The sequence below is a fragment of the Sphingobium sp. CFD-1 genome (genome assembly GCF_024611115.1).
Classification (GTDB): Bacteria; Pseudomonadota; Alphaproteobacteria; order Sphingomonadales; family Sphingomonadaceae; genus Sphingobium; species Sphingobium baderi_A.
The window spans coordinates 1,731,087-1,754,623 of the sequence record NZ_CP084398.1; the positions used below are offsets into that span (position 1 = coordinate 1,731,087).

General features: G+C 63.7%; 20 protein-coding genes and 3 pseudogenes. 18 read left to right on the top strand and 5 right to left on the bottom strand.

Annotated features, from left to right (window positions below; all coding sequences use genetic code 11):
• The first annotated feature begins 23 nt into the window (after positions 1-23).
• From folE to LDB26_RS08865, 11 genes are all read left to right on the top strand, one after another.
• Positions 24-650, top strand: coding sequence for a GTP cyclohydrolase I FolE (gene folE, locus LDB26_RS08815; RefSeq protein WP_257541708.1), 627 nt, complete (start codon positions 24-26; stop codon positions 648-650).
• Complete coding sequence (locus tag LDB26_RS08820) at positions 647-1,855, top strand: MFS transporter (protein WP_257541710.1); 1,209 nt, start codon at positions 647-649, stop codon at positions 1,853-1,855. Before folE ends, LDB26_RS08820 begins: the two co-directional genes overlap by 4 nt.
• 81 nt (positions 1,856-1,936) lie before the next feature.
• Positions 1,937-2,890: an ArdC family protein gene (locus LDB26_RS08825; RefSeq protein ID WP_257541712.1), complete on the top strand. Its 954-nt coding sequence runs from the start codon at positions 1,937-1,939 to the stop codon at positions 2,888-2,890.
• Positions 2,890-3,837, top strand: coding sequence for a hypothetical protein (locus LDB26_RS08830; RefSeq protein ID WP_257541714.1), 948 nt, complete (start codon positions 2,890-2,892; stop codon positions 3,835-3,837). Before LDB26_RS08825 ends, LDB26_RS08830 begins: the two co-directional genes overlap by 1 nt.
• 159 nt (positions 3,838-3,996) lie before the next feature.
• Positions 3,997-6,126, top strand: a complete 2,130-nt coding sequence (locus LDB26_RS08835; protein ID WP_257541716.1) for a ParB/RepB/Spo0J family partition protein — start codon at positions 3,997-3,999, stop codon at positions 6,124-6,126.
• Between the two features lie 99 nt (positions 6,127-6,225).
• Positions 6,226-6,702: a hypothetical protein gene (locus tag LDB26_RS08840; RefSeq protein WP_257541718.1), complete on the top strand. Its 477-nt coding sequence runs from the start codon at positions 6,226-6,228 to the stop codon at positions 6,700-6,702.
• 92 nt (positions 6,703-6,794) lie between these two features.
• Positions 6,795-7,088 carry a hypothetical protein gene (locus LDB26_RS21640; protein ID WP_373886196.1) on the top strand — a complete coding sequence of 98 codons (294 nt, stop codon included), beginning with the start codon at positions 6,795-6,797 and terminating at the stop codon, positions 7,086-7,088.
• Between the two features lie 418 nt (positions 7,089-7,506).
• A complete protein-coding gene (locus LDB26_RS08850) occupies positions 7,507-7,671 on the top strand; it encodes a hypothetical protein (RefSeq protein ID WP_257541723.1) in 165 nt (54 codons plus the stop codon).
• Positions 7,672-7,871: 200 nt separating this feature from the next.
• Entirely contained in the window at positions 7,872-8,420 is a 549-nt protein-coding gene (locus LDB26_RS08855; protein ID WP_257541725.1) for a hypothetical protein, read from the top strand.
• 65 nt (positions 8,421-8,485) lie between these two features.
• Positions 8,486-8,902 carry a hypothetical protein gene (locus LDB26_RS08860; RefSeq protein WP_257541727.1) on the top strand — a complete coding sequence of 139 codons (417 nt, stop codon included), beginning with the start codon at positions 8,486-8,488 and terminating at the stop codon, positions 8,900-8,902.
• Positions 8,895-9,539: an antitoxin of toxin-antitoxin stability system gene (locus tag LDB26_RS08865; RefSeq protein ID WP_257541729.1), complete on the top strand. Its 645-nt coding sequence runs from the start codon at positions 8,895-8,897 to the stop codon at positions 9,537-9,539. Before LDB26_RS08860 ends, LDB26_RS08865 begins: the two co-directional genes overlap by 8 nt.
• Positions 9,540-9,545: 6 nt before the next feature.
• Here LDB26_RS08865 and LDB26_RS08870 read toward each other — a convergent pair whose 3' ends face one another.
• Together LDB26_RS08870 and LDB26_RS08875 are read right to left on the bottom strand one after the other, a co-directional pair.
• Positions 9,546-9,935, bottom strand: coding sequence for a type II toxin-antitoxin system VapC family toxin (locus LDB26_RS08870; RefSeq protein ID WP_257541732.1), 390 nt, complete (start codon positions 9,933-9,935; stop codon positions 9,546-9,548).
• Positions 9,922-10,197, bottom strand: a complete 276-nt coding sequence (locus LDB26_RS08875; RefSeq protein WP_257541734.1) for an AbrB/MazE/SpoVT family DNA-binding domain-containing protein — start codon at positions 10,195-10,197, stop codon at positions 9,922-9,924. Before LDB26_RS08875 ends, LDB26_RS08870 begins: the two co-directional genes overlap by 14 nt.
• A 166-nt stretch (positions 10,198-10,363) precedes the next feature.
• On the opposite strand from LDB26_RS08875, the pseudogene LDB26_RS08880 reads away from it, so the two are divergent.
• Positions 10,364-12,607: pseudogene (locus LDB26_RS08880) on the top strand (strawberry notch-like NTP hydrolase domain-containing protein); the annotation flags it as partial.
• A 107-nt stretch (positions 12,608-12,714) separates the two neighbouring features.
• Here the strand turns inward: LDB26_RS08880 and LDB26_RS08885 are convergent.
• Genes LDB26_RS08885 through LDB26_RS08895 form a run of 3 tightly spaced genes read right to left on the bottom strand, consistent with a single transcriptional unit; the run spans position 12,715 to position 16,300 of the window.
• Positions 12,715-13,719, bottom strand: a complete 1,005-nt coding sequence (locus LDB26_RS08885; RefSeq protein WP_009823939.1) for a site-specific integrase — start codon at positions 13,717-13,719, stop codon at positions 12,715-12,717.
• Positions 13,716-15,071 (bottom strand): tyrosine-type recombinase/integrase, encoded by a 1,356-nt coding sequence (locus tag LDB26_RS08890; protein WP_009823940.1) that lies wholly within the window; start codon positions 15,069-15,071, stop codon positions 13,716-13,718. Before LDB26_RS08890 ends, LDB26_RS08885 begins: the two co-directional genes overlap by 4 nt.
• Positions 15,068-16,300: a site-specific integrase gene (locus LDB26_RS08895; RefSeq protein ID WP_007015824.1), complete on the bottom strand. Its 1,233-nt coding sequence runs from the start codon at positions 16,298-16,300 to the stop codon at positions 15,068-15,070. The genes LDB26_RS08890 and LDB26_RS08895 overlap by 4 nt, the downstream gene beginning before the upstream one ends.
• A gap of 130 nt (positions 16,301-16,430) precedes the next feature.
• On the opposite strand from LDB26_RS08895, the pseudogene LDB26_RS08900 reads away from it, so the two are divergent.
• The 6 genes and pseudogenes from LDB26_RS08900 to LDB26_RS08925 form a co-directional block, all read left to right on the top strand.
• A pseudogene (locus LDB26_RS08900) lies at positions 16,431-16,757 on the top strand (hypothetical protein); the annotation flags it as partial.
• Positions 16,758-16,905: 148 nt separating this feature from the next.
• Positions 16,906-18,453, top strand: coding sequence for a tyrosine-type recombinase/integrase (locus LDB26_RS08905; RefSeq protein ID WP_030540400.1), 1,548 nt, complete (start codon positions 16,906-16,908; stop codon positions 18,451-18,453).
• Positions 18,447-19,361, top strand: coding sequence for a tyrosine-type recombinase/integrase (locus LDB26_RS08910; RefSeq protein WP_030540399.1), 915 nt, complete (start codon positions 18,447-18,449; stop codon positions 19,359-19,361). Before LDB26_RS08905 ends, LDB26_RS08910 begins: the two co-directional genes overlap by 7 nt.
• Positions 19,358-20,362, top strand: coding sequence for a tyrosine-type recombinase/integrase (locus LDB26_RS08915; protein WP_030540398.1), 1,005 nt, complete (start codon positions 19,358-19,360; stop codon positions 20,360-20,362). The genes LDB26_RS08910 and LDB26_RS08915 overlap by 4 nt, the downstream gene beginning before the upstream one ends.
• Positions 20,363-20,407: 45 nt before the next feature.
• Positions 20,408-22,270, top strand: a pseudogene (locus LDB26_RS08920) (strawberry notch C-terminal domain-containing protein); the annotation flags it as partial.
• Positions 22,271-23,308: a toprim domain-containing protein gene (locus LDB26_RS08925; RefSeq protein ID WP_257541738.1), complete on the top strand. Its 1,038-nt coding sequence runs from the start codon at positions 22,271-22,273 to the stop codon at positions 23,306-23,308. It abuts the pseudogene before it with no gap.
• The last annotated feature ends 229 nt before the right edge of the window (positions 23,309-23,537 follow it).

A 23,537-nucleotide genomic window follows, 5' to 3' on the forward strand; every position in this document is an offset into this window, starting at 1 on the left:
GATTGTGCGAAAGGGGATTGACCATGTTTGATGCCGTATCGATCGCGCCCGACGCACGACCAACAGCCACTGAAGCCGAAGAAGCTGTACGGACACTGCTCCGCTGGGCAGGTGACGATCCGGACCGCGAAGGATTGCTTGGTACGCCAGATCGGGTCGTGCGCTCCTATGGCGAATTTTTCGCCGGCTACGCGATGGAGCCGCAAGAGGTTCTTGGGCGAACATTCGAGGAGATTGAAGGGTACGATGAGATCGTCGCCTTGCGCGACATTCGGTTCGAAAGCCATTGCGAGCACCATATGGTGCCTATCGTGGGAACCGCCCATGTCGCATATCTGCCCCGGACCAGGGTCGTGGGTATCTCCAAACTGGCGCGTGTCGTCGAAGGCTATGCGAGACGGTTCACAATCCAGGAGAAGATGACGGCACAGATCGCTAATGCCATTACCACTGTTCTCGAACCGCGCGGGGTTGCGGTCATTGTCGAGGCATCGCACCAATGCATGACGACGCGCGGCGTGCATAAACCGGGTGTCGCGATGATCACAAGCCGGATGACCGGAAGTTTCAGGGAAGATCTCGGTACAAGACTGGAGCTTTTTTCTCTCCTCGGCATGCGGCCCGGTGCCAGTCTGGAGGGAACCGGTTGAATTTGATCAATGTTTTGAAAAATGCCCGCAGAAGCGGGGGCACGGGCATCCAGTTCGCGATTCTATGGGTCTGTTTATTCATCATCGGCTCGGCGGAAGTCATCGCCGGGCCGATGATGACCGTGATGGGCAGTCATTTCAGCGTGCCATCGAGCCGTATCGCTCTTCTTCCTGCGGCCTATGGTCTAGTATACGCGGCAGTCGCACTTGCCGCAGGACCTCTGTCCGACCGCTTTGGTCGGAAATACATGTTGGTGGCTGGCCTTCTCGGTCAGGCAGCAACGCTGTCGGTTCTGCCGCATTGCGGCAGCCTCACCATTGCGGTCTGGCTGTCAGGATTGGCGGGCTGCAGCGCGGCGATCATCCAACCGAACGCCTTGACGATGGTCGCCGATGAGTCGCCTCCCGATGAAATTGGCCGGCGGATCGCAAGGGTCTTTGTAGGGCTGATGACTTCCTTCGTGGTCACGCCCGTTTTGGCCGGCTGGATGGCAAGCGAAGTTGGCTGGCAACATGCGTATCATATCCTTGGAGGAACTGCGCTTCTCTGCGCTATCGGGGTTGTCGTCCGATGCCCCCCTGGTAAGCAGGGGCGCCCAACATCCTTCTTCTCCACTCACGGGGCAGCCTTGCAGACGGTAGGCGTCCGCACCGGTCTTGCGACCAGCTTTCTATGGCTAGGATGCGCTGCCGGTTTCGGAGCCATCGTGGCAAACGTCGCAGCTCGCAGCCTGACGCTTACCACCTCCGGCGCGGGGCTTATCGCGGCCTGGTTTGGACTTGTCGTCATCGCCGGGAATCTGTGCGGCCATGATCTCGAAAGGAGATGGCCGATATTGGCGCTGCCTGCGCTCACTGTTGCCTCGGCAACAGGCATCGCTTTGTTCGCCCTGCCTGTGGACTCGCCCTATCTTCTCGCGCTCCTGGGAACACCCTGGGCCTTCGGCTACGGCGCCGCAGGGCCGCTTCACCACGCGCGACTTAATCATCTTTCCGAACGGTGGCGCAGCACGATCAACTCCTATCATGCCAGCCTGCTCAATCTCGGAATTTTCGCGGTGTCGGGCCTATATGCGATCATGACACCTCACCTTTCACTTGGCTGGTTCTGTGTCGTCATCGCTGGCATCTGTATCTCGGGAACAGCCTTCATCCCCAGCACACAGCGAAGCCTCCCTGCCGCGAGCCCCCGCAACGCCCCCTGAGAGTGAGAGTGCGGACGGGTTTTCCGTGACGGGTTGAGGGCTGGAAGAGAGGCTTCCGGCGCCCGTCGCGGAGCAATCCCGATGGCCAGATATGATCGCGGCGCGCGCACCGGCGCTGACCGCACGAACCTCTACGACGACATCACCAACAAGATCATCGCCGAGCTGGAGCAAGGCCGCCTGCCGTGGGTGCAGCCATGGGGCGCGTCGCCGGGCACTGCACCGCTCGGCCTGCCGAAGAATGCCAGCACCGGCCGCGCCTATTCCGGCATCAACATTCTCATCCTCTGGGGCGCGGTCATCCAGCACGGCTTCCCCGGCCAGAGCTGGCTGACCTTTCGGCAGGCGTTGTCGCTCGGCGGCAATGTCATGAAGGGCGAGCGCGGCACCACCGTCGTCTATGCCGACCGCTTCACGCCCGAGGACGAGAAGCGCCGCGCCCGGGAAACCGGCGACAACGCACAGTCCATCCCGTTCCTGAAGAGGTTCACCGTCTTCAACGCGGCGCAATGCGAGGGACTGCCCGACGACATCGCCACTGTTGCGCCACCACCGCCTCCGGGCCTGATCGAGCCGAAGGTCGAGGCGCTGATCCGCGCCACCGGCATCGACTTCCGCATCGGCGGCGATCGCGCCTTCTACGCGCCATCGCAGGATTTCGTGATGGTCCCGCCGCCACAGGCCTATTTCGAGCCGATTAACTGGCACCGGACGGCGCTGCACGAAATCGGTCACGCCAGCGGCCATCACAGCCGTCTCAACCGGGATCTCACCGGCTCCTTCGGCTCGAAGAAATACGCCTTCGAGGAGATGATCGCCGAACAGATTTCGGCCTTCAGTTGCGCCGCCCTCGGCATCGTGCCGACCGTCCGCCACGCCGATTATATAGGCGCGTGGCTGGAGGTCATGCGCGAGGATTCCCGCGCCATCGTCCGCGCCGCCTCGCAGGCCAGCAAGGGCGCCGACTGGATATTGTCGTTCCTGGCGGAGTCAGACGACGGTTTCGCGGCGGAAACCAAGCGGGAGGCAGCGTGATGAACGCGCTCGCCTTTCCCGGCTTCGTGCCCGATCCCGCGCAGTCGGCCGACGTCCGCCTGCGCGTCCTCAGCCTCGGTGCCGGCGTCCAGTCCACCACGCTGGCGCTGATGGCCGCCCATGGCGAAATCGGCCCCATGCCCGATTGCGCCATCTTCGCCGATACGGGCTGGGAGCCGAAGCCCGTCTATGAGCATCTGGCCTGGCTCTCATCGCCCAACGTCCTGCCGTTTCCAATCCATATCGTCTCGGCCGGTGATCTGCGCGCCGATCTGATCGCCGGTGCGCGCGGGGCGCGATGGGCCTCGATCCCGGCCTTCACCCGCAACGTGACGCCGGCCGGAACCGAGCTTCCCGTCTATGATGAGGACGACAACGGCGATCTTGTTGTCGTCGGCTCCCGCATCCTGCCAACCGATCAGGTCGGCGTCGGCATGATCCGGCGCCAATGCACGGGTGATTACAAGATCGTGCCGATCCGCCGGAAGGTGCGCGAGCTTCTCGGCATTGCCCGGCGGCGCTCGCCGGCATCGCCCGTGGCCGAGCAATGGCTCGGCATCTCGCTCGACGAGGCGCTGCGCATGAAACCCTCGTTCGAGACGTGGCAGCTCAACCGCTGGCCCCTGATCGAGCGGGGCCTGACCCGCCGCGATTGCCTGCGCTGGCTGGAGCGGCACGGCTATCCGCTGCCCCCCAAGAGCGCCTGCGTCGGCTGCCCGTTCCATTCCGACGATCATTGGCGGCACATGCGCGACCATGATCCCGAGGCATGGGCCGATGCTATATTGGTCGATGCCACCATTCGCACCGGATTCCACGGCATTCGCGGCGAGGTCTATCTGCACCGCTCCGCCGTGCCGCTCGACCGGGCCGATCTTTCGACCCCGGCCGATCACGGCCAGCTCGATCTCTGGCCGAACGAGTGTGAAGGCCTATGCGGGGTTTGATCCGCAGTAACTCCACAAAAGCGTAAAGCCGGGTTTCCGGCTTTACGCCTCCTCGGCTCTGCGGCCCTGCCTTCTTAGAGTAAGAGGGCGGGGCTTCGCTTCGTGACGGGTTTGAGATCGAGAGAGAGGCTCTCGGCGCTCGTCGCGGAGAATACCACCATGGCTACCGCCGTTCAGAAAATCACCCTGTCGCCCTCGCGTGACATTCCTTTCAACAAGCTGATCCTCAGCCAGTCGAACGTCCGGCGCATCAAGGCCGGCGTGTCGATCGAGGAACTGTCGCAGGACATCGCCCGGCGCGGTCTGCTTCAGGGTCTCAATGTGCGCCCCGTCGTCGATGCCGATGGCGCTGAAACCGGCATGTTCGAGATTCCCGCCGGCGGTCGCCGCTACCGGGCGCTGGAATTGCTGGTGAAGGCCAAGCGCCTCACCAGAACCGCGCCGGTCCCGTGCATCGTGCGCGAAGCAGGTTCCAGCATTCTCGCCGAAGACGACAGCCTGGCCGAGAATATCCAGCGCGCGCCGCTCCACCCCCTCGACCAGTATCGCGCGTTCCAGGACATGCGCATCAAGGGCATGTCCGAGGAAGAGATCGCCGCAGCCTTCTTCGTCTCGGTGAATGTGGTCAAGCAGCGTCTGCGCCTGGCGTCCGTCGCGCCTTCGCTGCTCGACCTCTATGCCAAAGACGGCGTGACGCTCGAACAGCTCATGGCCTTCACCGTCAATCCCGATCATGCCCGGCAGGAACAGGTCTGGGAGGCGATCAAGGATAGCTGGGCGAACGAGCCGCATCAGATCCGCCGCATGTTGACCGAAACGACCGTGCGCGCGAGCGACAAGCGGGCGCAATTCGTCGGCGTCGATGCCTATGAAGCGGCCGGCGGCATCGTGCTCAACGACCTGTTCCAGTCCGACGATGGTGGCTGGTTGCAGGATGTCGCTCTGCTCGACCAGCTGACCGACGACAAGCTGAAGGCGGAGGCCGAGGCCATCGCCGCCGAAGGCTGGAAGTGGGTCGATGCGCGGGTAGAGGTTCCCTATGGCTATGGTCACGGACTGCGCCGGCTGATCGGCGCGACCACGCCGATGAGCGAGGAGGAACAGGCCAGTTTCGACGCGCTCACGGCAGAATATGAGGCGCTGGAGGCTGAATATGCCGAGGCCGAGGAATATCCCGACGAGGTGGATGAGCGCGTCGGCGAAATCGAAACCGCGCTGGCCGCCTTCGAGGATCGGCCCGTCATCTACGATCCGGCCGAGATCACGCAGGCCGGCGTGTTCCTCAGCATCGACCGCGAAGGCCGCCTGTCGGTGGATCGCGGCTATGTCCGTCCCGAGGACGAAAAGCCCGTGACCGTCGATGGCGACGACGATGCCGCAAGCAACGATCCCGATGGCGCATCGTCCTCGGCCCCGGTCGTGCAGCGCGCGGTCATCACCGTGGGCGGCCAGCCCGCCGAACCGGAGGAGGAAGATGATACGATCAAGCCGTTGCCGGAACGACTGGTCGCGGAACTGACGGCGCACCGCACGCTCGCGCTGCACGATGCGCTGGCGAACAATCCCCATGTCGCCATGACGGCCTTGCTGCACCGGCTCGTGATGGAGCGTTACAACTATTCCGCTCCCAACGGATGCCTGGAAGTTGGCGTGCGCCATCACTTCTTCTCCTCGCAGGGCACGGACCTGAAGGACAGCCCTTCGGCCCAGGCCATCGAAACGCGCTATGAGGACTGGAAGGCGGACCTGCCGACCGATGACGACGCGCTGTGGGACTGGATCGCCGCGCTCGACGACACCAGGCGCATGACGCTGCTCGCCCATTGCGTCGCCTATGGCGTCAATGCCCTCTACGAGAAGCCCAATCCGTTCGGTGGCAACGGCATCTCGCAGCACGGGCTGGAACGCCGGCTCGCCCAGGCCGACCGGATGGCGCGCGCGACCGGCCTCGATATGGTCGGGACCGCGGGATGGCGGCCGACCGCAGAGAATTATCTCGGCCGCGTCACCAAGCCCCGCATTCTTGAGGCGGTGCGCGAAGGGGCCGGCGAGCGGGCCGCTTCGCTGATCGAGCATCTGAAGAAAGGCGACATGGCCAAGGAGGCCGAGCGTCTTCTGGCCGATACCGGCTGGCTGCCCGAACCGCTGCGTCTGTTCGAGCCGGAACAGGCCCCCGAAGATGCGGGCGCGCAGGACGACATCGAGGCGTTGCCGGACTTTCTCGCCGGTGATGACGAGGATGACGGCCATGCCGATAATGACGCGGCCCATCTTATCGCCGCCGAATAATCTCATCCGAGGGGCGGCTTCGGTCGCCCCTCTTTCCATCACCGCGATCCATCTGGCCCGGCATCCGCCGGGCCTTTCTCGTTTCTGGAGATAATTTCCATGTCCGCACATATCATTCACGATACGGCACCCCTCGGTGCGCTGATCCGCTATACCGACCACGCTCCGAAACCACCGGCGCGCTTCACAAAGAAGCTGGCCGCCTGGGAACGGCGCAACGGCGTCGGCCGCCTCGTGAAGAAGGAACCGGCGCGCGAGCGTCCGACCTATTCCTCTCCGGCTTCCATCACCCTGCATGAGGGTAATTTCGCCAGTGCCGGTGTCATCCTCGTCACCGTCATGCGCACCCATTCGGTCGATAGCGATCTGTCTTTCGAGATCGCCGAGCGTCCGGTCGTAGGGATGGTGCGTGTCATTCGGGATTCCGCTGGCAACAGCGAACTGGTGCATCTGGCCGAAAGCCGGGAGGCCGCCGAACTGTGGCTGGCGAAGAACCGACACAGCGCGGCGCGTCTGGAGGAGGTGACGGCCGAAGAGATCGGCGCCGATGTCGTCGAAGGTCGTGCTGCTGCCTGATCCGGCACGCGCAACCGCATCACGATTGCATTCTTCGGCCCGGTCTTCCGCAGGAGACCGGGCCTTTCATTGTTTCAGGAGGCTCCCATGCCATTACCATCGACGAAATCTTTGCCCAGGATCGGCAGAACCGTCCGAACGAACGCACGCTGCCCTGGGTAGAGACCCGCGACGACATCACCGTCGTCGTGGAACCCAAACCCCATTGGGCCGAGGATATGCGGGTGTTCCGACTCGATGCTCGCGAGCATTGCCGCTACGCCGAATGGGCCGCCCATGGCGGCCGGGCGCGCTTCTATGGTCATATCGACATGTCGGGCGACGATTTGATGATGAAAGCGCACGCCATGATCGCCCGCGAAATCGCCGATGGGCTGTGGAACTGAGGACCGGGCCACCGGACGTCCCCACCATAGGGATGAGGTTTCTGGCCTGGACGGGTTCATATCCAGCTTCACCATGAAGTTTGTCGTCCTGTGTCCAGGCAAGCGGCAGCCGTCCCGGCCGGAAGGGAACACGATCCTGATGCCAGCATGGCGGCAAGGCTGGCGCGGCGGGACATCCGCGACGGGTATCCGGTGTCTGTCAGATGCGAAGAACCACCCCCGCTTCCATTCGCAAACCTTGGTCCGATCCGTCTCTTCAGCAATCAACCCGTGAAGGGTCGGCTTGCGCGCGCGTGCCGCCCTCGGGGATTCGGAAAAAGTCCGAACGCCCTCGGGTGATTGCAGATCCGGTCAGACACTTCGGGCGCCTGTCGCGCGGGGGATGGTCCCCCGCCTCCCAAGACAGGAGCCGGAACCCATGTCCTATGCAGATGCCACTGCCTTCGCCGCCAGCCTCGCCGCCACGCTGATGGTCTCGATCGTCGTGTTCCAGGCCGGGGACGGCACCCACGCCGCTTGCCCCGCCGCCGAGTTCGACGGCGAAGACGACATGGTGAAGCTGGAACTGGACCCGTGGGCATAAGGCGCGAAAGCGCCTCATCCCCGATGGCCCGGACGCGGCAGGTTCGCGGCCGGGCCTTCAGCCCTGCGATGCACGCCCATCGTCGGCAGCAGAACCGGGGACGAAATCCCGGTCAGAGAGGGAGAGTGCGGGCCGGTTGGCCGTGACGGGTTGAGGGCCGGAGAGAGAGGCTCACCGGCGCCCGTCATGGAGTGATCCCGATGACCTGTTCGCCCCCTGATACCTTTCGTTCCATCGGTCAGATTCTCGCTGCCGATGTTCTGCCCGCGCTTTACCGGGCGCAAAACCTGCCGCTGCTGATCTCCTGTCTTGGTGTCGCCAGCTATGGTGCGGGTGTCGATGTCGGCTGCGTCGATAGTGTGATCCCGCTCGGCGAATGCCCGTCGCCCGAAGGCGCCATGCGGCTCGCATCGTTGCGCCTGTCGCGGGGCGACATATGCACGGCGCCGGACAGCTTCCCGCATTTTACCCCGCGCATCATGCTGATTCAGGACCAGGATCGGCGCCTGGTCCTCGCGGGCGACATCCGCGCGAGCCTCATCCTTTGGCAACAGCCCGTCGCTTCCGACGCCGAGGCCAGCCGGATCGTGACCGAGGCCAGCCGTTTGCGCGGCATGGCGTTTAGGACACCTGCCGAGGCCGATGCCCGTGCCTTGCGCTACCGCGCCGCTGTGCTGGAGGCCCGGCTGGTCGATCCCTTCTGGCGCGAAGCCGCCGCCAACCTGCTCCGATTGCCGCAGGCGGCCTGATCTTCACCCATTTTCCGTCATCACGCCCGGCTTCGCGCCGGGCTTTCTCGTTTCAGGAGGCTGCCATGGCCGATTATTTCACCCATTTTTCCTGTCTGCTCGACGTTGGGACGCATGAAAATGCCGTCCGCGCCGTCGCTCTCTACGATACGCTGCCGGATGAAAGCAGCGCCGACGATCCCCCGGCCAACAGATTCCTGCTCTCGATCCAGCCCGAGCATGACGGCACGGAGCTCTGGATACGCGATGACGACACCGGCGATCCCGAGCATGTCATCCGGTTCGTCATCCGCTGCGCCGCCACCTTCGGCCTGACCGGGCGATGGGGAATGCAATGGGCCAATAGCTGCTCCAAACCCCGTCTCGACGGGTTCGGTGGCGGGGCGCATGTCCTCGATCTCGCCACCGGCGAGACGATGGACTGGACCGATACCGATGGCTGGCTGTCCTCGGTTCTCGAAGGGAGAGACCCCTATGCCTGAGATCATCGAAACCACCGTCTATCGTCTGGGAGAGCTTTCCGATGCGGCGAAGGACAAGGCCCGTGCCTGGTATCGCGAAGGCGGCTTCGACTATGAGTGGTATGATGCCGTCTATGAGGATTTTCAGCGCATTGCCGACATCCTCGGCGTCGATTTCAAAACGCGCACCGTCCGCCTAATGGGCGGCGGTTCGCGGCAGGAACCGCGCATCTGGTTCCGGGGCTTCTGGTCGCAAGGGGATGGCGCGTGCTGGGAGGGCTATTATGCCTACCGTAAGAATGCCGTCGCCGAAATCCGATCCCATGCGCCGAAGGACACGGAACTGCACGGCATCGCTGACAGCTTGCAGACGGTCCAGCGGCGCAACTTCTACCAGCTTCGCGCCGATGTCAGCCATCGCGGCCACTATTATCACGAATATAGCATGGCGATCTCGGTCGAGCGCGACAGTCCGACATATCAGGACATGACCGCCGATGCCGAGGAAGTTGTTATCGAGGCGCTACGCGATCTCGCCCGCTGGCTCTATCGCCAGTTGGAGCGGGAATATCACTATTTGTCCTCGGACGAGGCGGTCGATGAAACCATCCTCGCCAACGACTATACCTTCACGAAGGCGGGCCGGCGTTTCGGCTGATCGGTCTCAGGCTTCCCGCACACCGTCATATCCGGCAGCCTTCGCCGCCTTGACGAACTTGCGGTCGAAACTCGCCATGCCTTCGCAATGCGCCGCCTTTCCAAGATGCAGCGCATCGGCGAAATCCATGCCGCGCTCGGCCAGGTCGAGCGCGGCAGCTACGACCGGCCCGTCCTCGACCGTGACGGTCGGCAGGCCCGCGAAGGCGCGCAGCACGCGGGCGATGTCGGCCGGACGATACTCATAGCTGCTGCGCAGCACCCATTCGGTTTCGAGAATCACCGTGACGGACGCGAACACCGGCTGGCCGTCGATCAGTGTTCGCGCCTTCGGCGACTGTTTTGGATGATCGTTGGTCAGGTAGCGAACGACGATATTGGTATCAATCGCGAGCATGTCGGCGCTTCGCTTCGGCCAGCACGCCAGCATCCATCTCGGCGATGGTCTTCGGCTTGCCCTTGAAGGGCAGCGCACCGAAGACATCTTCCGGCCGCGTTTCCGCGAAGGCAGGCGCCGGCTTCAGCAGCACGCCGCCATCGGCTTCCTCGACCGTCAGCTTCGTGCCGGCGCTCCACTCGCGCCGCTGCCGCAGCCCGGTCGGCAGGATGATTTGTCCCTTGGTGGAGACCGTGGTGGTCAGTTTTTCGGCGGCGGCCATCGGGCGCTCCTTTCAGGCGTAAGACAAACGTAAGATAGCGTGGCGCGGCTTCTTGTTCAAGGCTTCGACGGGAGAGGAAGAGGAAGGCCGGGACGGATTTGAGCCAGTGCGGTCGAGAGAGAGCGCTGCGCGGCTCGATCCTGTCCCGCTCTCCGAGGTTCTTCCCATGTCCCATGCTTCCACCGCCGTGGCCCTTCCGGCCGCGATCATCACGCCTGTCGTCGATACCGGCGCCGCTGTCCATCAGGCAGCGCTTCTCCTTCTTCCCCATCTTGAACGCGGCCAGCGCGTCGATGCCGCCACGCTGCGCGGTGCGATGGAAACCGCCTTCGGCGCCTCCGATGCCACCGGCGCCTGGACCTGGAAGACCGCCTATGAAGCCTGCGAGGCAGCCACCGTGCTCTTCCTGCGCAAATACGGAAAGGCGCTTTTCCGTAAAGCCGGTTCTCAGGCCGCGAGCCTGCCGCTGCTGACGAAGATCGCGGGGCTGTTGCCCACGCACACGCGCCGCTCCGAAGAAAGCCAGACCTTCCAGCAGTTCTCGACGCCGATCCCGCTCGGCCTGATCGCCGCGAGCGCCGCCGCGATCACGCCCGCCGACCGGGTTCTGGAACCTTCGGCCGGTACGGGTCTGCTCGCCATCCTCGCCGAGATCGCCGGCGGCACATTGACGTTGAACGAGCTGGCCGACAGCCGCGCCGATCTGCTTTCGCACCTGTTTCCGGCTGATCGTGCCACGCGCTTCGACGCGGCGCAGATTCACGATCACCTCGATCCCGGCATGGTCCCGAGCGTCGTGCTGATGAACCCGCCATTCTCGGTGATGGCGAACGTATCCGGCCGGATGGCCGACGCCGCCTACCGCCATGTCGCCTCGGCGCTGGCACGCCTGGCTGATGGCGGGCGGCTCGTCACCATCACCGGATCGAGCTTCGCTCCCGATATTCCGGCCTGGCGGGACGCCTTCACCCGGCTTCAGGAGCATGGCCGCGTGGTGTTCACCGCCGCGATCGACGGTGCGGTCTATGCCAAGCATGGCACGACCATCGACACGCGGCTGACCGTCATCGACAAGCTGCCCGCCGATGATCCGGCCGCGTTTCCGGCCTCGATCGGCATCGCATCTGATGCGGCCACGCTGCTGGGCTGGGTCGGCGAGCATGTGCCGCCACGCCTGCCAGTCGATCCCGCAGTCTCGGTTCCTGTCGCTGTCCCCGCCGCTCCGAAAACCGTGCGCGGCTATCTGGCCCGCACCTCTGCATCCGCGCCCGCTCGCGTTGTCGCCGAGCCCGAAGGCGTCGAACTCGTCTATGAGACTCTGGACTGGATCGCCGCCGAGGGCGGCCGCATCACCGATGCGATCTATGAAGAATATGGATTGCAGGCGATCCGTATTCCCGGCTCTCAGGCTCATCCGACCAAGCTGGTGCAATCGGCGGCCATGGCCTCGGTCGCGCCGCCCAGACCGAGCTACCGGCCGCGCCTGCCGGCCAGCATCGTCACCGACGGCATCCTGTCCGACGCGCAGTTGGAGACCGTGATCTATGCCGGCGAAGCCCATTCGGACTTCCTCGCCGGATCATGGACGCTGGACGATACCTTCGATGTCGTCTCGGCCGCGCCCGACGATGCACCGAACGCCATCCGCTTCCGCCGGGGCTTCATGCTCGGCGACGGCACCGGCGCCGGCAAGGGCCGCCAGTCGGCCGGGATCATTCTGGATAACTGGATGCAGGGTCGCCGCAAGGCCGTCTGGATCTCGAAGTCCGACAAGCTCCTCGAAGATGCGCAGCGCGACTGGTCGGCGCTCGGCATGGAGCGCCTGCTGGTCACACCCCTGTCACGCTTCGCGCAGGGCAAGGACATCCGGCTGCCCGAAGGCATCCTGTTCACGACCTATGCCACCCTGCGCTCCGACGAGCGCGGCGAGAAGGCGTCCCGCGTGCGCCAGATCGTCGATTGGCTGGGCGCGGATTTCGATGGCGTCATCATTTTCGATGAGAGCCACGCCATGCAAAACGCGGCGGGAGGCAAGGGCGAACGTGGCGACGTGGCCGCATCGCAGCAGGGCCGTGCCGGGCTTCGTCTCCAGCACGCGCTGCCCAACGCCCGCATCGTCTATGTCTCGGCCACCGGCGCGACCACGGTTCACAATCTCGCCTATGCCCAGCGGCTCGGCCTCTGGGGCGGCGAGGATTTCCCGTTCTCGACCCGTGCCGAATTCGTCGAGGCGATCGAGGCTGGTGGCGTCGCGGCCATGGAGGTTCTGGCTCGCGACCTTCGTGCGCTCGGCCTCTATACCGCCCGCTCGCTCTCCTATGATGGCGTTGAATATGAACTGGTCGAACACCAGCTCACCCCCGAGCAGACGCGCATCTACGATGCCTATGCCGGGGCCTTCGCGATCTTATGCGCAGCTCGCCATAAGATCGCTTATCGCGAGGAAGCGGTAATGCGGAGGAACGCGGCGTAGTCCTGCAAAGCTGCGGAACATTTCGCCACGTCCTTCACATTATTCTATAGGGTGTCGAGCCATCCCATCAGATTGGCATCTCGCTTCCACGAAGGTGGCACGTTGCTCGCCGCCGGGGCGCCAACCTGTTCCAGCGCCTTTCGTTTGGTCTCCAGATTGGCCTGAGCATAGTGATTGGTCGTATCGAGACTGACGTGCCCGAGCCAACTGCGGATGACGGTGATATCGACTCCGGCGGCAACGAGGTGGACGGCGGTCGCGTGCCGGAAGCTGTGAGGCGTAACGTGTTTTGACTGGAGGGTCAGCGTCGATTTCGCGGCTTGTTCCACGTAGGCGTTGAGCTTGAACCGCACCCCTGACGCCCCTAGCGGTTCACCGTATCGATTGACGAAGATCCGCTCATCGGGCGCACGCGGCTGTCGCTCCAGTAGCTTCCTGAGCAATGCCACGGTTTCTGGCCAGAGCGGGCAGATGCGTTCCTTGCGCCCCTTGCCGTAAAGACGCACGAAGTTCGGTGCATCGAACCGGATTGCTTCGGGACAGAGGTCAAGCGCCTCTTGGATTCGCGCGCCACTGTTATAGAGGAACGAGAGCAGTACATGGTCGCGCAGCCCTTCGAGTGTCGATCGGTTGGGCTGGGCGAGGATGGCCTCGACCTCCTCGGGCTCGAGGTAGCACGGCGCGGAGGTGGGCTCCCGCTTCAACGGAACAGCCAGGACCTCTGAGCACTGCGCGATGTATTCCGGATTCTTGTCCGCCACGAAGCTGAAGAAGCTGCGGATGGCGGCCAGTCGGCAGTTCCGCGTGCCGATCGTGGTCTTGCGGCCATGCTCGGTATGATGAAGGAACGCGCGCACCTCGCCGGCCGAGACGTCGGTGAGCGTCAGCCGCGCGACCCCGCAGCCTTTTCGCTCCGCGACGAACCGAAGCAGCAGCCGCCAGGTGTCGCGATAAGAGCGGATCGTGTGGATTGACGCGCTGCGCTGCTCGGCCAGCCACTCCTGGAAGAACGCCCGCAACAACGCGGGCAATGGATTGCCTTTCCTCATGGCCGCGCCTCCGTGACAAGGCACGGGGCGCCGAGCGCGCGGAACCGTTCACTGGCTTCCTGCAACAGATCCTGCGTGACGGTGATGTAGACCAGCGTGGAGTGGAGATCCCGGTGCCCCATGTAGGTCGAGAGGAAGTGCAGTTTTTCCTGAGGGTTAATGCCGGACCGGTACCACTGGAGGATGCGGTTCACCACCATCGAGTGACGAAGGTCATGGACCCGCGGCCCGGTCCGGCCCGAAGCGGGCTTGAGCCCAGCACGGCGCATGACGTTGGTAATCATTGTCGTAACCGCCTCGGGCCTGTAGCGGTCATTTAAGTGGGCATGCCAGAACAGCCCTGATTTCGGGTTCTGTGGGCCGCCAGCGCGCCGCCTCGCATCGATGTACGCGCGCAGTTCGACCGCGACACTGTCGGATAGAGGCAAGATCCTGGTCTTGTAGAACTTCGTTTCCCGGATCGTGATCGTGCTTGATTGCAGGTCCACGTCACCAAGATCGAGCCATGCCAGCTCGCTTCGCCGTAGCCCGGCACAATAGGCCAGCATGATCATGGTGTAGAGGGTCAACGGCCGCAGCGGAGCGTCCGGCGACGGATAAGTCCGTGCGGTATCGAGCATACGCCGAACGTCAGCCGGGCTGAAGATATGCGGTTGCCGATGCTCCCGCGCTACTTCCCGCTCTGGCCGGGGATTGAAGCGCTTTGGCGGGATAGTCGGATCGAGGCGGAACCGCGCCTTGGTCAGGATGCGCGCCAGCTTCTGGCATTCAGCCGCGTGGTTGCGGGTCGGCTTGGCAGCCGCCCAGCTCGCAATCATTGCCTCAAGTGGTTGCTCCGCGAGGTCGGGACGGGCCTGAAGGAACCGATCGAACCGCAGCAGCCAGTGAGCCTGCGCTTCATATTGATATCCCCGGCTGCGCATCAGCATGACATGGTCTTGCATGAAGTCACCCAGCACGCTGCCGAAGGGCGCAGGCCGTCGTAACGCGGCCAAGGATTCGTCGGGATTCGGGGAAGCCAAGGCCCGCCAGATCGGCTTGCTTTGCTTGACGTTGTACCGACGGCGAAGTGCAGCAACAGGGTTGTCGGCGATCAGCCCGATTTCGACGAGGTGGTCGAGGAAGCGGTCGACAATGCAGACCTGATTGAGCAGCGTCGACAATCGCCAACGTTTTTGCATCTCCTTCAGCCAGGCGTCGAGCATCTGCCGGTCCACCGCCGGATGCCGGCGGGCAACATCTTCGAAGGTGCAAAGGAACCAGCGATATGTCGGTACGCTTCCCGGCCGGAACTGCGATTTTACCAGGAAGGCGTCGACGACGGTGCGATCGGGATCGTGCCAGGCGCTCATGACAGCACCTCCATTCCAGGCACCTCGAGTGCCACGGCTCGGAGATCATCTGTTGCCAGTTTGAGATAAGTATTGGTGGATTCGGTGGATCGATGCCCGAGCACGTCGCCGATGATCTTTTGCGGGACCGATGCCCGCAGCATTTCGACCGCACGTGCGTGGCGGAAGACATGCGGCCCCCGCTTTCCTGCTGGCACTACGCCTGCGGCGGCCAACCGACCGCGGATCATGCCGTACAGGTTCGTCATTGCGATATAGGGTGCGCAGGATCGGACGAAGATTTCCCGCACTTCAACCTGGGGCCGCCCAAGGCGCAGATAATCCAGCAGCGCTTCACCAACAGTCACCATTAGCGGCATGTACGAGTACGCGTTGGTCTTGGTGTGGCAGATCCGGAGGGATTCTGCGCGCCAGTCCACGTCATCGAGCCGAAGGCGGCATATCTCACCTTCGCGCAGCCCATACGTGGCAAGCAGCTGAAGTATCGCATAATCGCGTAGTCCGCGTGGCGATCTGTCCTCCTGCGTTGTCGCCAGAACCGCGGCGATTTGGCTCCTTTCCAGCGTCGACGGCACATCTTCGTAGGCATAGAGCATGGGGCCGATGATGTGTGGCGTCAGATCGGTCGGGATGCGACCCGTCCGATGCAGATGGCGAACCACCGAACGGAGACGCTCAGCGACATCGGCCAATGATTTGCGCCGTAAACCAGGCGCGCGCATGTCCATGTAGAGATCGATGTCCACGATGCTCAACGTTTCGAGGCTGGCGGCACCGGCCCGGTCGAACTGCCATCGCAGGAAGTTTCGCGCCTCCCACATCAGCGCCGCAATGGACGCGCTTGCCAAACCGCGCTCCTCGCGCAGCCATGCCTCGTATTCGCGGCAAATTTCATGTCGATGCTCGTCATCGGGACCGATCATTTCTGCGTCCGGGGGCCAATTGCCTTGAGCAAGCCGGAGGAGCTTGGCGATCGCGGTGCGGGGCAACATGTGCCAACGCGCACTGGGAGGCCGACCGTACTGGATCTCAAAATCCTGAACCGCATAGCCAAAATACTGATCGACCTGCTGCGGCGTCACAGTCTCGACCTGTATATCGCACTCGGCCAGATAATCGAGAAACGCGCGGGCGTAGAGACGGTGGTTCGCCACGACCACGGGATTGTAATTCTGTGTGGTGAGCGAATTCGAGAGTTCGGTGATCAACTCGTCATGCAACTTCAACATGATTGCCTCCTCAGCTGGTCCAGGGACCGCCGAGGTTCGCAACCAATATAATGCGCAGCAACTGCGCACACTATCATGGGAATTCGCCGGTTACGCCGCGCTCCTCCGCATTACCGCTTCCTCGCGATAAGCCGTCATCCATAACAATCTCGACGCCGCCATGGAGGCCGCCAACATCACCGGCGGCGGTAGCGGCTCGGGCACGCTGAACCGGCAGGCCAAGTCCGCCGCCCGCTCGGCCTTCGAATCTGCAAAGCAGCGCTTCTTCGGCCATCTGCTGACCTCGATGAAGACGCCGACCCTGATCCGCTCGGTCGAACACGATCTGGAGAACGGGCACGCCGCCGTGATCCAGATCGTTTCCACGGGCGAAGCCCTGATGGAACGCCGCCTGGCCGAGCTTCCGGCCGAGGAATGGAACGACGTCCGGGTGGACATCACGCCGAGGGAATATGTGTAATGTTGAGCTCAACATTAGACGTATTCTTTGCAGTCGCAGTTTATGTCGAGCGTGGCGGCGGTAGGCGCAGGTTTCCTTCGGTTTTCCATGATTTCACTCCAGATAACTACGGTTCCGTCGACCTCAGCAAGTCGAAGGAGCCAACATGCGAACACGATCATCACTGCCGTTTCGGACTGCCCCGCTCCGGGTCGAAGATTCGCCCAGTCACGGCACTCTTCTCGCCGCATTTCTCTCCTCTCTGTCGCTCGACGAGAGGTCAGGCTGTGCGGTTCTGTATGGCGCGGCGGTCCGCCATTTCCTGCATTGGCTGGACCTGCACGAGATCGCGATCCGCACGATTGACGATCGGGCTGTCCGGCGGTTCGAGAAGCATCGGTGTCGGTGCCACCGGTATTCGGCGCAGCAAGCGCACTACAAGGCTGACCAAGCAGCAAGGGTCAGGCGCTTCGTCCGGTTCCTGGAAGATCAAGGCTACGTCGAAGTCGACGACGGGATCGACGATCTGCCACGGCACCTCGCTGACTATTCCGATGCGATCGATCGCCTGCAACTCGCCGAGGGACCCGCGCAGGCCTATCGGTCCGAGGCCGAGCATTTCATGGCCTGGCTTCGCATTACGCGACGCCAATGGATCGATATCGACGACACGATCATCGACCAGTACGCTGCGCATGATTGCCGATGCCCGGTATGGCGCAAGCGCGGCAAGCTGGTCGCCACGGGCACGAAGCGGCGGCGGCGATGCGCACGGCACTTCGTCGAGTTCCTGCGAGGCCGCGGTGTCATCCCATCGGTTGAACCGGTGGCTGACGATGACCCGCACATGTCGGCTTACCTCACGTGGCTCAAGCAACATCGCGGCGTCACCGATGAGACGATCCGGCGCTACCGGACCGATATCAGACGGCTCATGCCGATGCTGGGCGAGCCTTCGCAATGGGATGCCGCCGGACTCAGGAGCGCATTTCAACGACGAAGCAAGGAGACGCCGGGCTCGGCATCGCTGCTCGTCACGATAATGAGGAGCTACATCCGGTTTCTGGTCGTGCGTGGCGAGTGCCGGCCTGCATTGTTGCATGCAGTTCCATCAGTGCAGCGCTACCGCCTTTCGACGCTGCCGCGCCACGTCGACCCGGCAACGATCGAGAGGATCATTGCGGCCTGCCCGACAGATCGTCCGGTAGAAGTCCGGGACAAGGCCATCATTCTCCTGCTCGCCAGGCTCGGCCTGAGGGCTGCCGATGTTCAGGACATGCGTCTCGACGACATCGACTGGCGGTCCGGCCACCTGACGGTCAAGGGCAAGACGCGTCGACCGGACCGTCTGCCATTGCCGCAGGATGTCGGCGACGCGATCTTGGCATATCTTGCGGCAGCCCGCCCGGAGGCCGCCGAAGAGCATCTGTTCCTGCGTGCACAAGCACCGTTTCGGCCATTCCGCTCGTCCGCCGAGATCGCGGGCATCGTCGCTCGAACGCGCGACCGCGGTGGGATCGAAGGAGTGCCGACCGGGTCGCACATATTCCGGCATTCGCTTGCCACCAACCTGCTGCGCGCGGGCGCAGGCCTGGAGTCCGTTGGGACCATCCTGCGTCACAGCTCGCCTGAGACCACTGCCATCTACGCCAAGGTCGATCTGCCGATGCTCATGAAGATCGCGCAGCCATGGCCGGGAGAACCGTCATGCTGAACATGCACATTTCCAGATACGTCTCGCTCCATCGCAGCTTGGGACGGAAGTTCTCCGAACAGGAACGCTTGCTGCGCCAATACGCCGATTTCGCCGGCCGCGCCGGTGACCGGCACACCCAAGTGCAGCGCATTTACGACTGGTGCCACACGGCAAGCTCGCAGAACGTGGCCCGCCATAGGTTCGACGCCGTACGTAACTTCAGCCTTTTCGCTCATGCTGAAGATCCAGCTCACGAGGTTCCGCCTGCGGGCGTCTTCGGTCGGGGCAAGCGGCCACGCCCGACCCCGACCATCATCGAACCGGAACAGGTCCGGGCGATCATGACCGCGGTATTGGACGTTGCGCCCCAAGGCACGATCAGCCCGTACACGTATCATTATCTGTTCGGCCTGCTGGCGGCGACAGGTCTCCGGATTTCCGAGGCCCTCGCTCTTCAATGCAACGATCTGGTCGAGGATGGCCTGATCGTCCGCAACGGCAAGTTCGGCAAGCAGCGGCTGATTACCTTGCAGCCATCGACCCGTCAGGCGCTCGAAGCATATCTCGCCACCCGAGCAAGGCTTGGCGCCACGGGCAATGACCTGTTCGTGACCATTCGGGGGAGAGCACCACACAAGGTGCGCGCCCACGTGGTGTTCGTCAGGCTGGCCCGGCAGCTCGGATACCGCGGACCGACCGGAACGGCCGGGATGCGGTTACACGACCTGCGGCACACTTTCGCCGTGCGTTCCCTTGAGTCCTGTCCGCGCGACAGGGAAGCCATCGCACACCACATGGCCGGACTCAGCGTATATCTGGGGCATGCGTCGGTCGCCAACACCTATTGGTATCTCGAGGCCACTCCGGTGCTGCTGCGCGATATCGCTGTCGCCAGCGAGCAACTTTACCGGGGAGAAGCGGCATGACGGCACTCGCTCCGCACCTCTCGATCTACCTGCGTGAACATCTGCCGCGCGAACGTGCTGTCAGTCCGCACACGGTGAAGACCTATGCCAACTGCTTTGTCCTCCTGGTCCAGTTCGCTGCCGATCGGCTGAAGCGTCGGCCGACCGATCTCGAGATCGAGGATCTCGGCACCGACATGATCATGGCCTTCCTTGACCATGTCGAGAACGGTCGCGGCAGCTGTGTTCGGACCCGCAATGGCAGGCTCGCCGCGATCCGGTCCTTCTTCCGCTACATCGAGTATCGTATTCCGGCCTGCCTGGATCAGGCCCTTCGCGTCAGATCGATCCCTACCAAGAAGACCGACAAGGCGCTGATCGACTACCTCGACCGGGCAGAGATCAAGGCTTTGCTCGACGCCCCGGATCCCCGGACACGCCTTGGCACCCGCGATCGCGCAATGCTGCATCTGGCCTATGCTGGCGGGCTGAGGGTGTCGGAACTCGTAACGCTACAACTGCGCGATTTCCCGGACCGCTTCCTGTCCACCGTGCACATCATGGGCAAGGGACGGCGTGAACGGGTCCTCCCGCTCTGGAAGGAGACTCAGTTCGCATTGCGCGCGTGGCTTGCGATCCGCCCCGATGCGCAAGCTGCCGAGATATTCCTCAATGCCAGCGGGCAACCCATGACCCGCGACGGATTTGCGTTCCGTTTGGCGGAGCACGTCAAGCGCGCGGCAGAGAAGCAGCCGTCGATCCTTGGCAAGCGCGTAACACCGCACGTGCTGCGCCACTCCTGCGCAATGCACACGCTCGCGGCGACAGGGGACATTCGCAAAGTCGCATTGTGGCTCGGCCATGCCAGCATCCAGAGCACCGAGACCTATTTGCGCGCCGATCCCGAGGAGAAGCTGCAGATTCTCGCGGCGCACGGCGCTCCTGCCATCAAGCCCGGGCGCTTCAAGCCGCCATCCGATGCCCTGATCACGATGCTCACCGACGTTCGAAGGCGGGCCTAGCCCGTCTCCGGACAACCCCCTGGCACTCATATTATCTGGAGTGAAATCATGGAAAACCGAAGGAAACCTGCGCCTACCGCCGCCACGCTCGACATAAACTGCGACTGCAAAGAATATGTCCTGGACTACCTCGCGCATAGCTTTCCGGTGCAGCTCTATGAGCCGTTCACCGACGATGACGGCAACCTGTCGTCGCGGCCTGTCTATCGCGATGGCCAGCCCGTCGAAAGCCGTGAAGCCGTCGCCCGCCGCGACCGCCTGATCGAGAAGCTGGCATCGCTTCCGCCCGTTCCCGGCGCGCTCGACCAGATAGTCCAGCGCTTCCGCACCGACCTCGTGGCCGAGGTGACGGGGCGCTCGCGCCGCATCGTGCGCAAGACCAGCCCCGGCGGCGTCGATCGTCTCGCCGTCGAGAACCGTGCCGGTTCCGCCAATCTCGCGGAAACCGCCGCCTTCATGGATGACAGCAAGCGCATCCTGATCTTCTCCGATGCGGGCGGCACGGGCCGGTCCTATCACGCCGACCTCAACGCGAAGAACCAGCGCCTGCGCATCCACTATCTGCTGGAGCCGGGCTGGAAGGCCGACGCCGCCATCCAGGGTCTCGGCCGCACCAATCGGACCAACCAGGCGCAGCCGCCGCTGTTCCGCCCGATCTCGACCGACGTGAAGGCCGAAAAGCGTTTCCTCTCGACCATCGCCCGCCGCCTCGACACGCTGGGCGCGATCACGCGCGGCCAGCGCCAGACCGGCGGACAGGGGCTGTTCCGGCCCGAGGACAATCTGGAATCGCACTATGCACGCGACGCGCTGCGCCAGCTCTACATGCTGCTCGTGCGCGGCAAGGTCGAAGGCTGCTCGCTCCAGATGTTCGAGGACGCGACCGGCCTCAAGCTGATGGACGACACCGGCATCAAAGACGAGTTGCCGCCGATCACGACCTTTCTCAACCGGCTGCTGGCGCTCACCATCAATCTGCAGGGCATCCTCTTCACGGCGTTCGAGCAATTGCTGAACGCCCGCATCGAGGGCGCCATCGCGTCGGGCAGCTATGATGTCGGGCTGGAGACGCTGCGGGCCGAGAGCTTCACCGTCACCGACCGGCAAACCATCCATGTCCATCCGGCCACCGGCGCCGAGGCGCGGCTGCTCACCATCACGCAGCGCCAGCGCAATCGGCCAGTCACGCTCGCCGAGGCGCTCGACCTCAATGCCGACCGCCGCGCGAAACTGCTCATCAACGAGCGCTCCGGCCGCGCCGCCGTCCAGACTCCGACTACCAGCGTCATGCTCGACGATGGCGAGATCGAGCGGCGCATCCGCCTGATCCGGCCGATGGAAGCGCAGAACATTCCCGTCAAGATGATGGGCGAGACCCATTGGATCGAGGCCGAACAGGCGGCTTTCATAGCAGCATGGAACGCCGAGGTTGCCGAGGTTCCGGAATTTGCCGACAGCACCATCCATGTCGTCAGCGGCCTGCTGCTACCGATCTGGAAGCGTCTTCCCAACGACTCGACGCGGGTTTACCGGCTCCAGACCGATGACGGCGAGCGCATCGTCGGACGCCGCGTCTCTCCGGCCTGGGTCGCGGCCGCCACGACGACCGGCACGTCGTCGCTGACGCCCGATGCCGCCTTCATGGCGCTCATGGACGGCAGGACCATACTCGATCTCGCCGAGGGGCTTCAGCTTCGGCGCAGCCGCGTCATGGGCGCGAACCGCATCGAACTGTCGGGCTTCACCGATGTCATGCGCGATCGTCTGCGCGCCTATGGTCTGTTCCACGAAATCATCTCGTGGAAACTGAGGATGTTCGTGCCGACCGATGCCTCCGGCCCGGCTATCATCGCCAGGGTGCTGGATCATTATCCGGTCCAGCGCATCGGCGAACGCGAGGCTGCGTAAATGACCCGCGAAAACGCCTCCGAACTCGCGCAACGTCTCGGCCGACAGGCCGAGGCGGTGTGCAAACACTATCTCTCCAACGGTCGGCGGCAGGGCCGCTACTGGTCCGTGGGTGACGTGCGCAATACGCCAGGCCGATCGATGTTCGTGCGTCTGACCGGCCCGGATTCCAGCAAGGGAGCCGTAGGCCACTGGACCGATGCCGCAACGGCGGAATATGGCGATCTGCTCGACGTGATCCGCGAAAGCTGCGGCCTGATCGACTTTCGCGATGTCGCCGACGAAGCCCGGTCCTTCCTCAGTCTGCCGAGACCCGAGCCTGATCCGGTTCCCCGATCCCAACCGGGAAAGGCGCCAGCCGGATCACCGGAAGCAGCGCGGCGTCTGTTTGCGATGTCGGGACCGATAGGCGGCACCGCCGTAGAAGCGCATCTGCGCAACCGCGCGATTACGGCTTTGCACGAAACCGGAAACCTTCGGTTCCACCCGCGCTGCTACTACCGTCCCGAGGGGCATGGCCTGACCGAGACATGGCCGGCGATGATCGCTGCCGTCACCGACCTTGGCGGCTCCCAGACCGGCGCGCATCGCACCTGGCTTCGTCCCGATGGTCGCGGCAAGGCGCCTGTCGAAACGCCGAGGCGAGCGATGGGTCATCTCCTGGGGCACGGCGTCCGCTTCGGCAGGGCGCAGGATGTCCTGGCGGCGGGCGAAGGCATCGAGACCGTGCTGTCGGCACGCTCGGGTCTGCCGAAAATGCCGATGATGGCAGCGCTCTCTGCGGCGCACCTGGCCGCCATCCTGTTCCCCGCGTCGCTGCGGCGGCTCTATGTCGTCCGCGATAGCGATCCGGCGGGAACAAGCGCGCGAGATACTTTGGTCGAACGGGCGCGCAGCGTCGGGATCGAGGCTGTGGTGCTGTCGCCGGTGCTGGGCGACTTCAATGAGGATCTCCGTCGATACGGCATCGATGCGCTCCGGGCGGCCTTGCGGGTTCAGATGATCCCGGAGGACGTCAGCCGTTTTTTCGCGGGGTGAGTGCGGCATCGGTCAGGCAGGGGGATAAGCCACGTCCTCCCGAAACCTGCCGCAGCCGGTCGTGGTGCTCGCCCCCCATGTCGAGAAAGACGCAGCCCACGGCCTTCTGAGAGGGCGATCGGCCCACAAACGGGCCGGTCGGGCAATGGCCGCGCCCTGGCTAATTTCCGCCGGCGGCAAAGCCGCCTTTGCATCGCGAAACAAATTAGCCGTGCCCGGCCATCAAGGC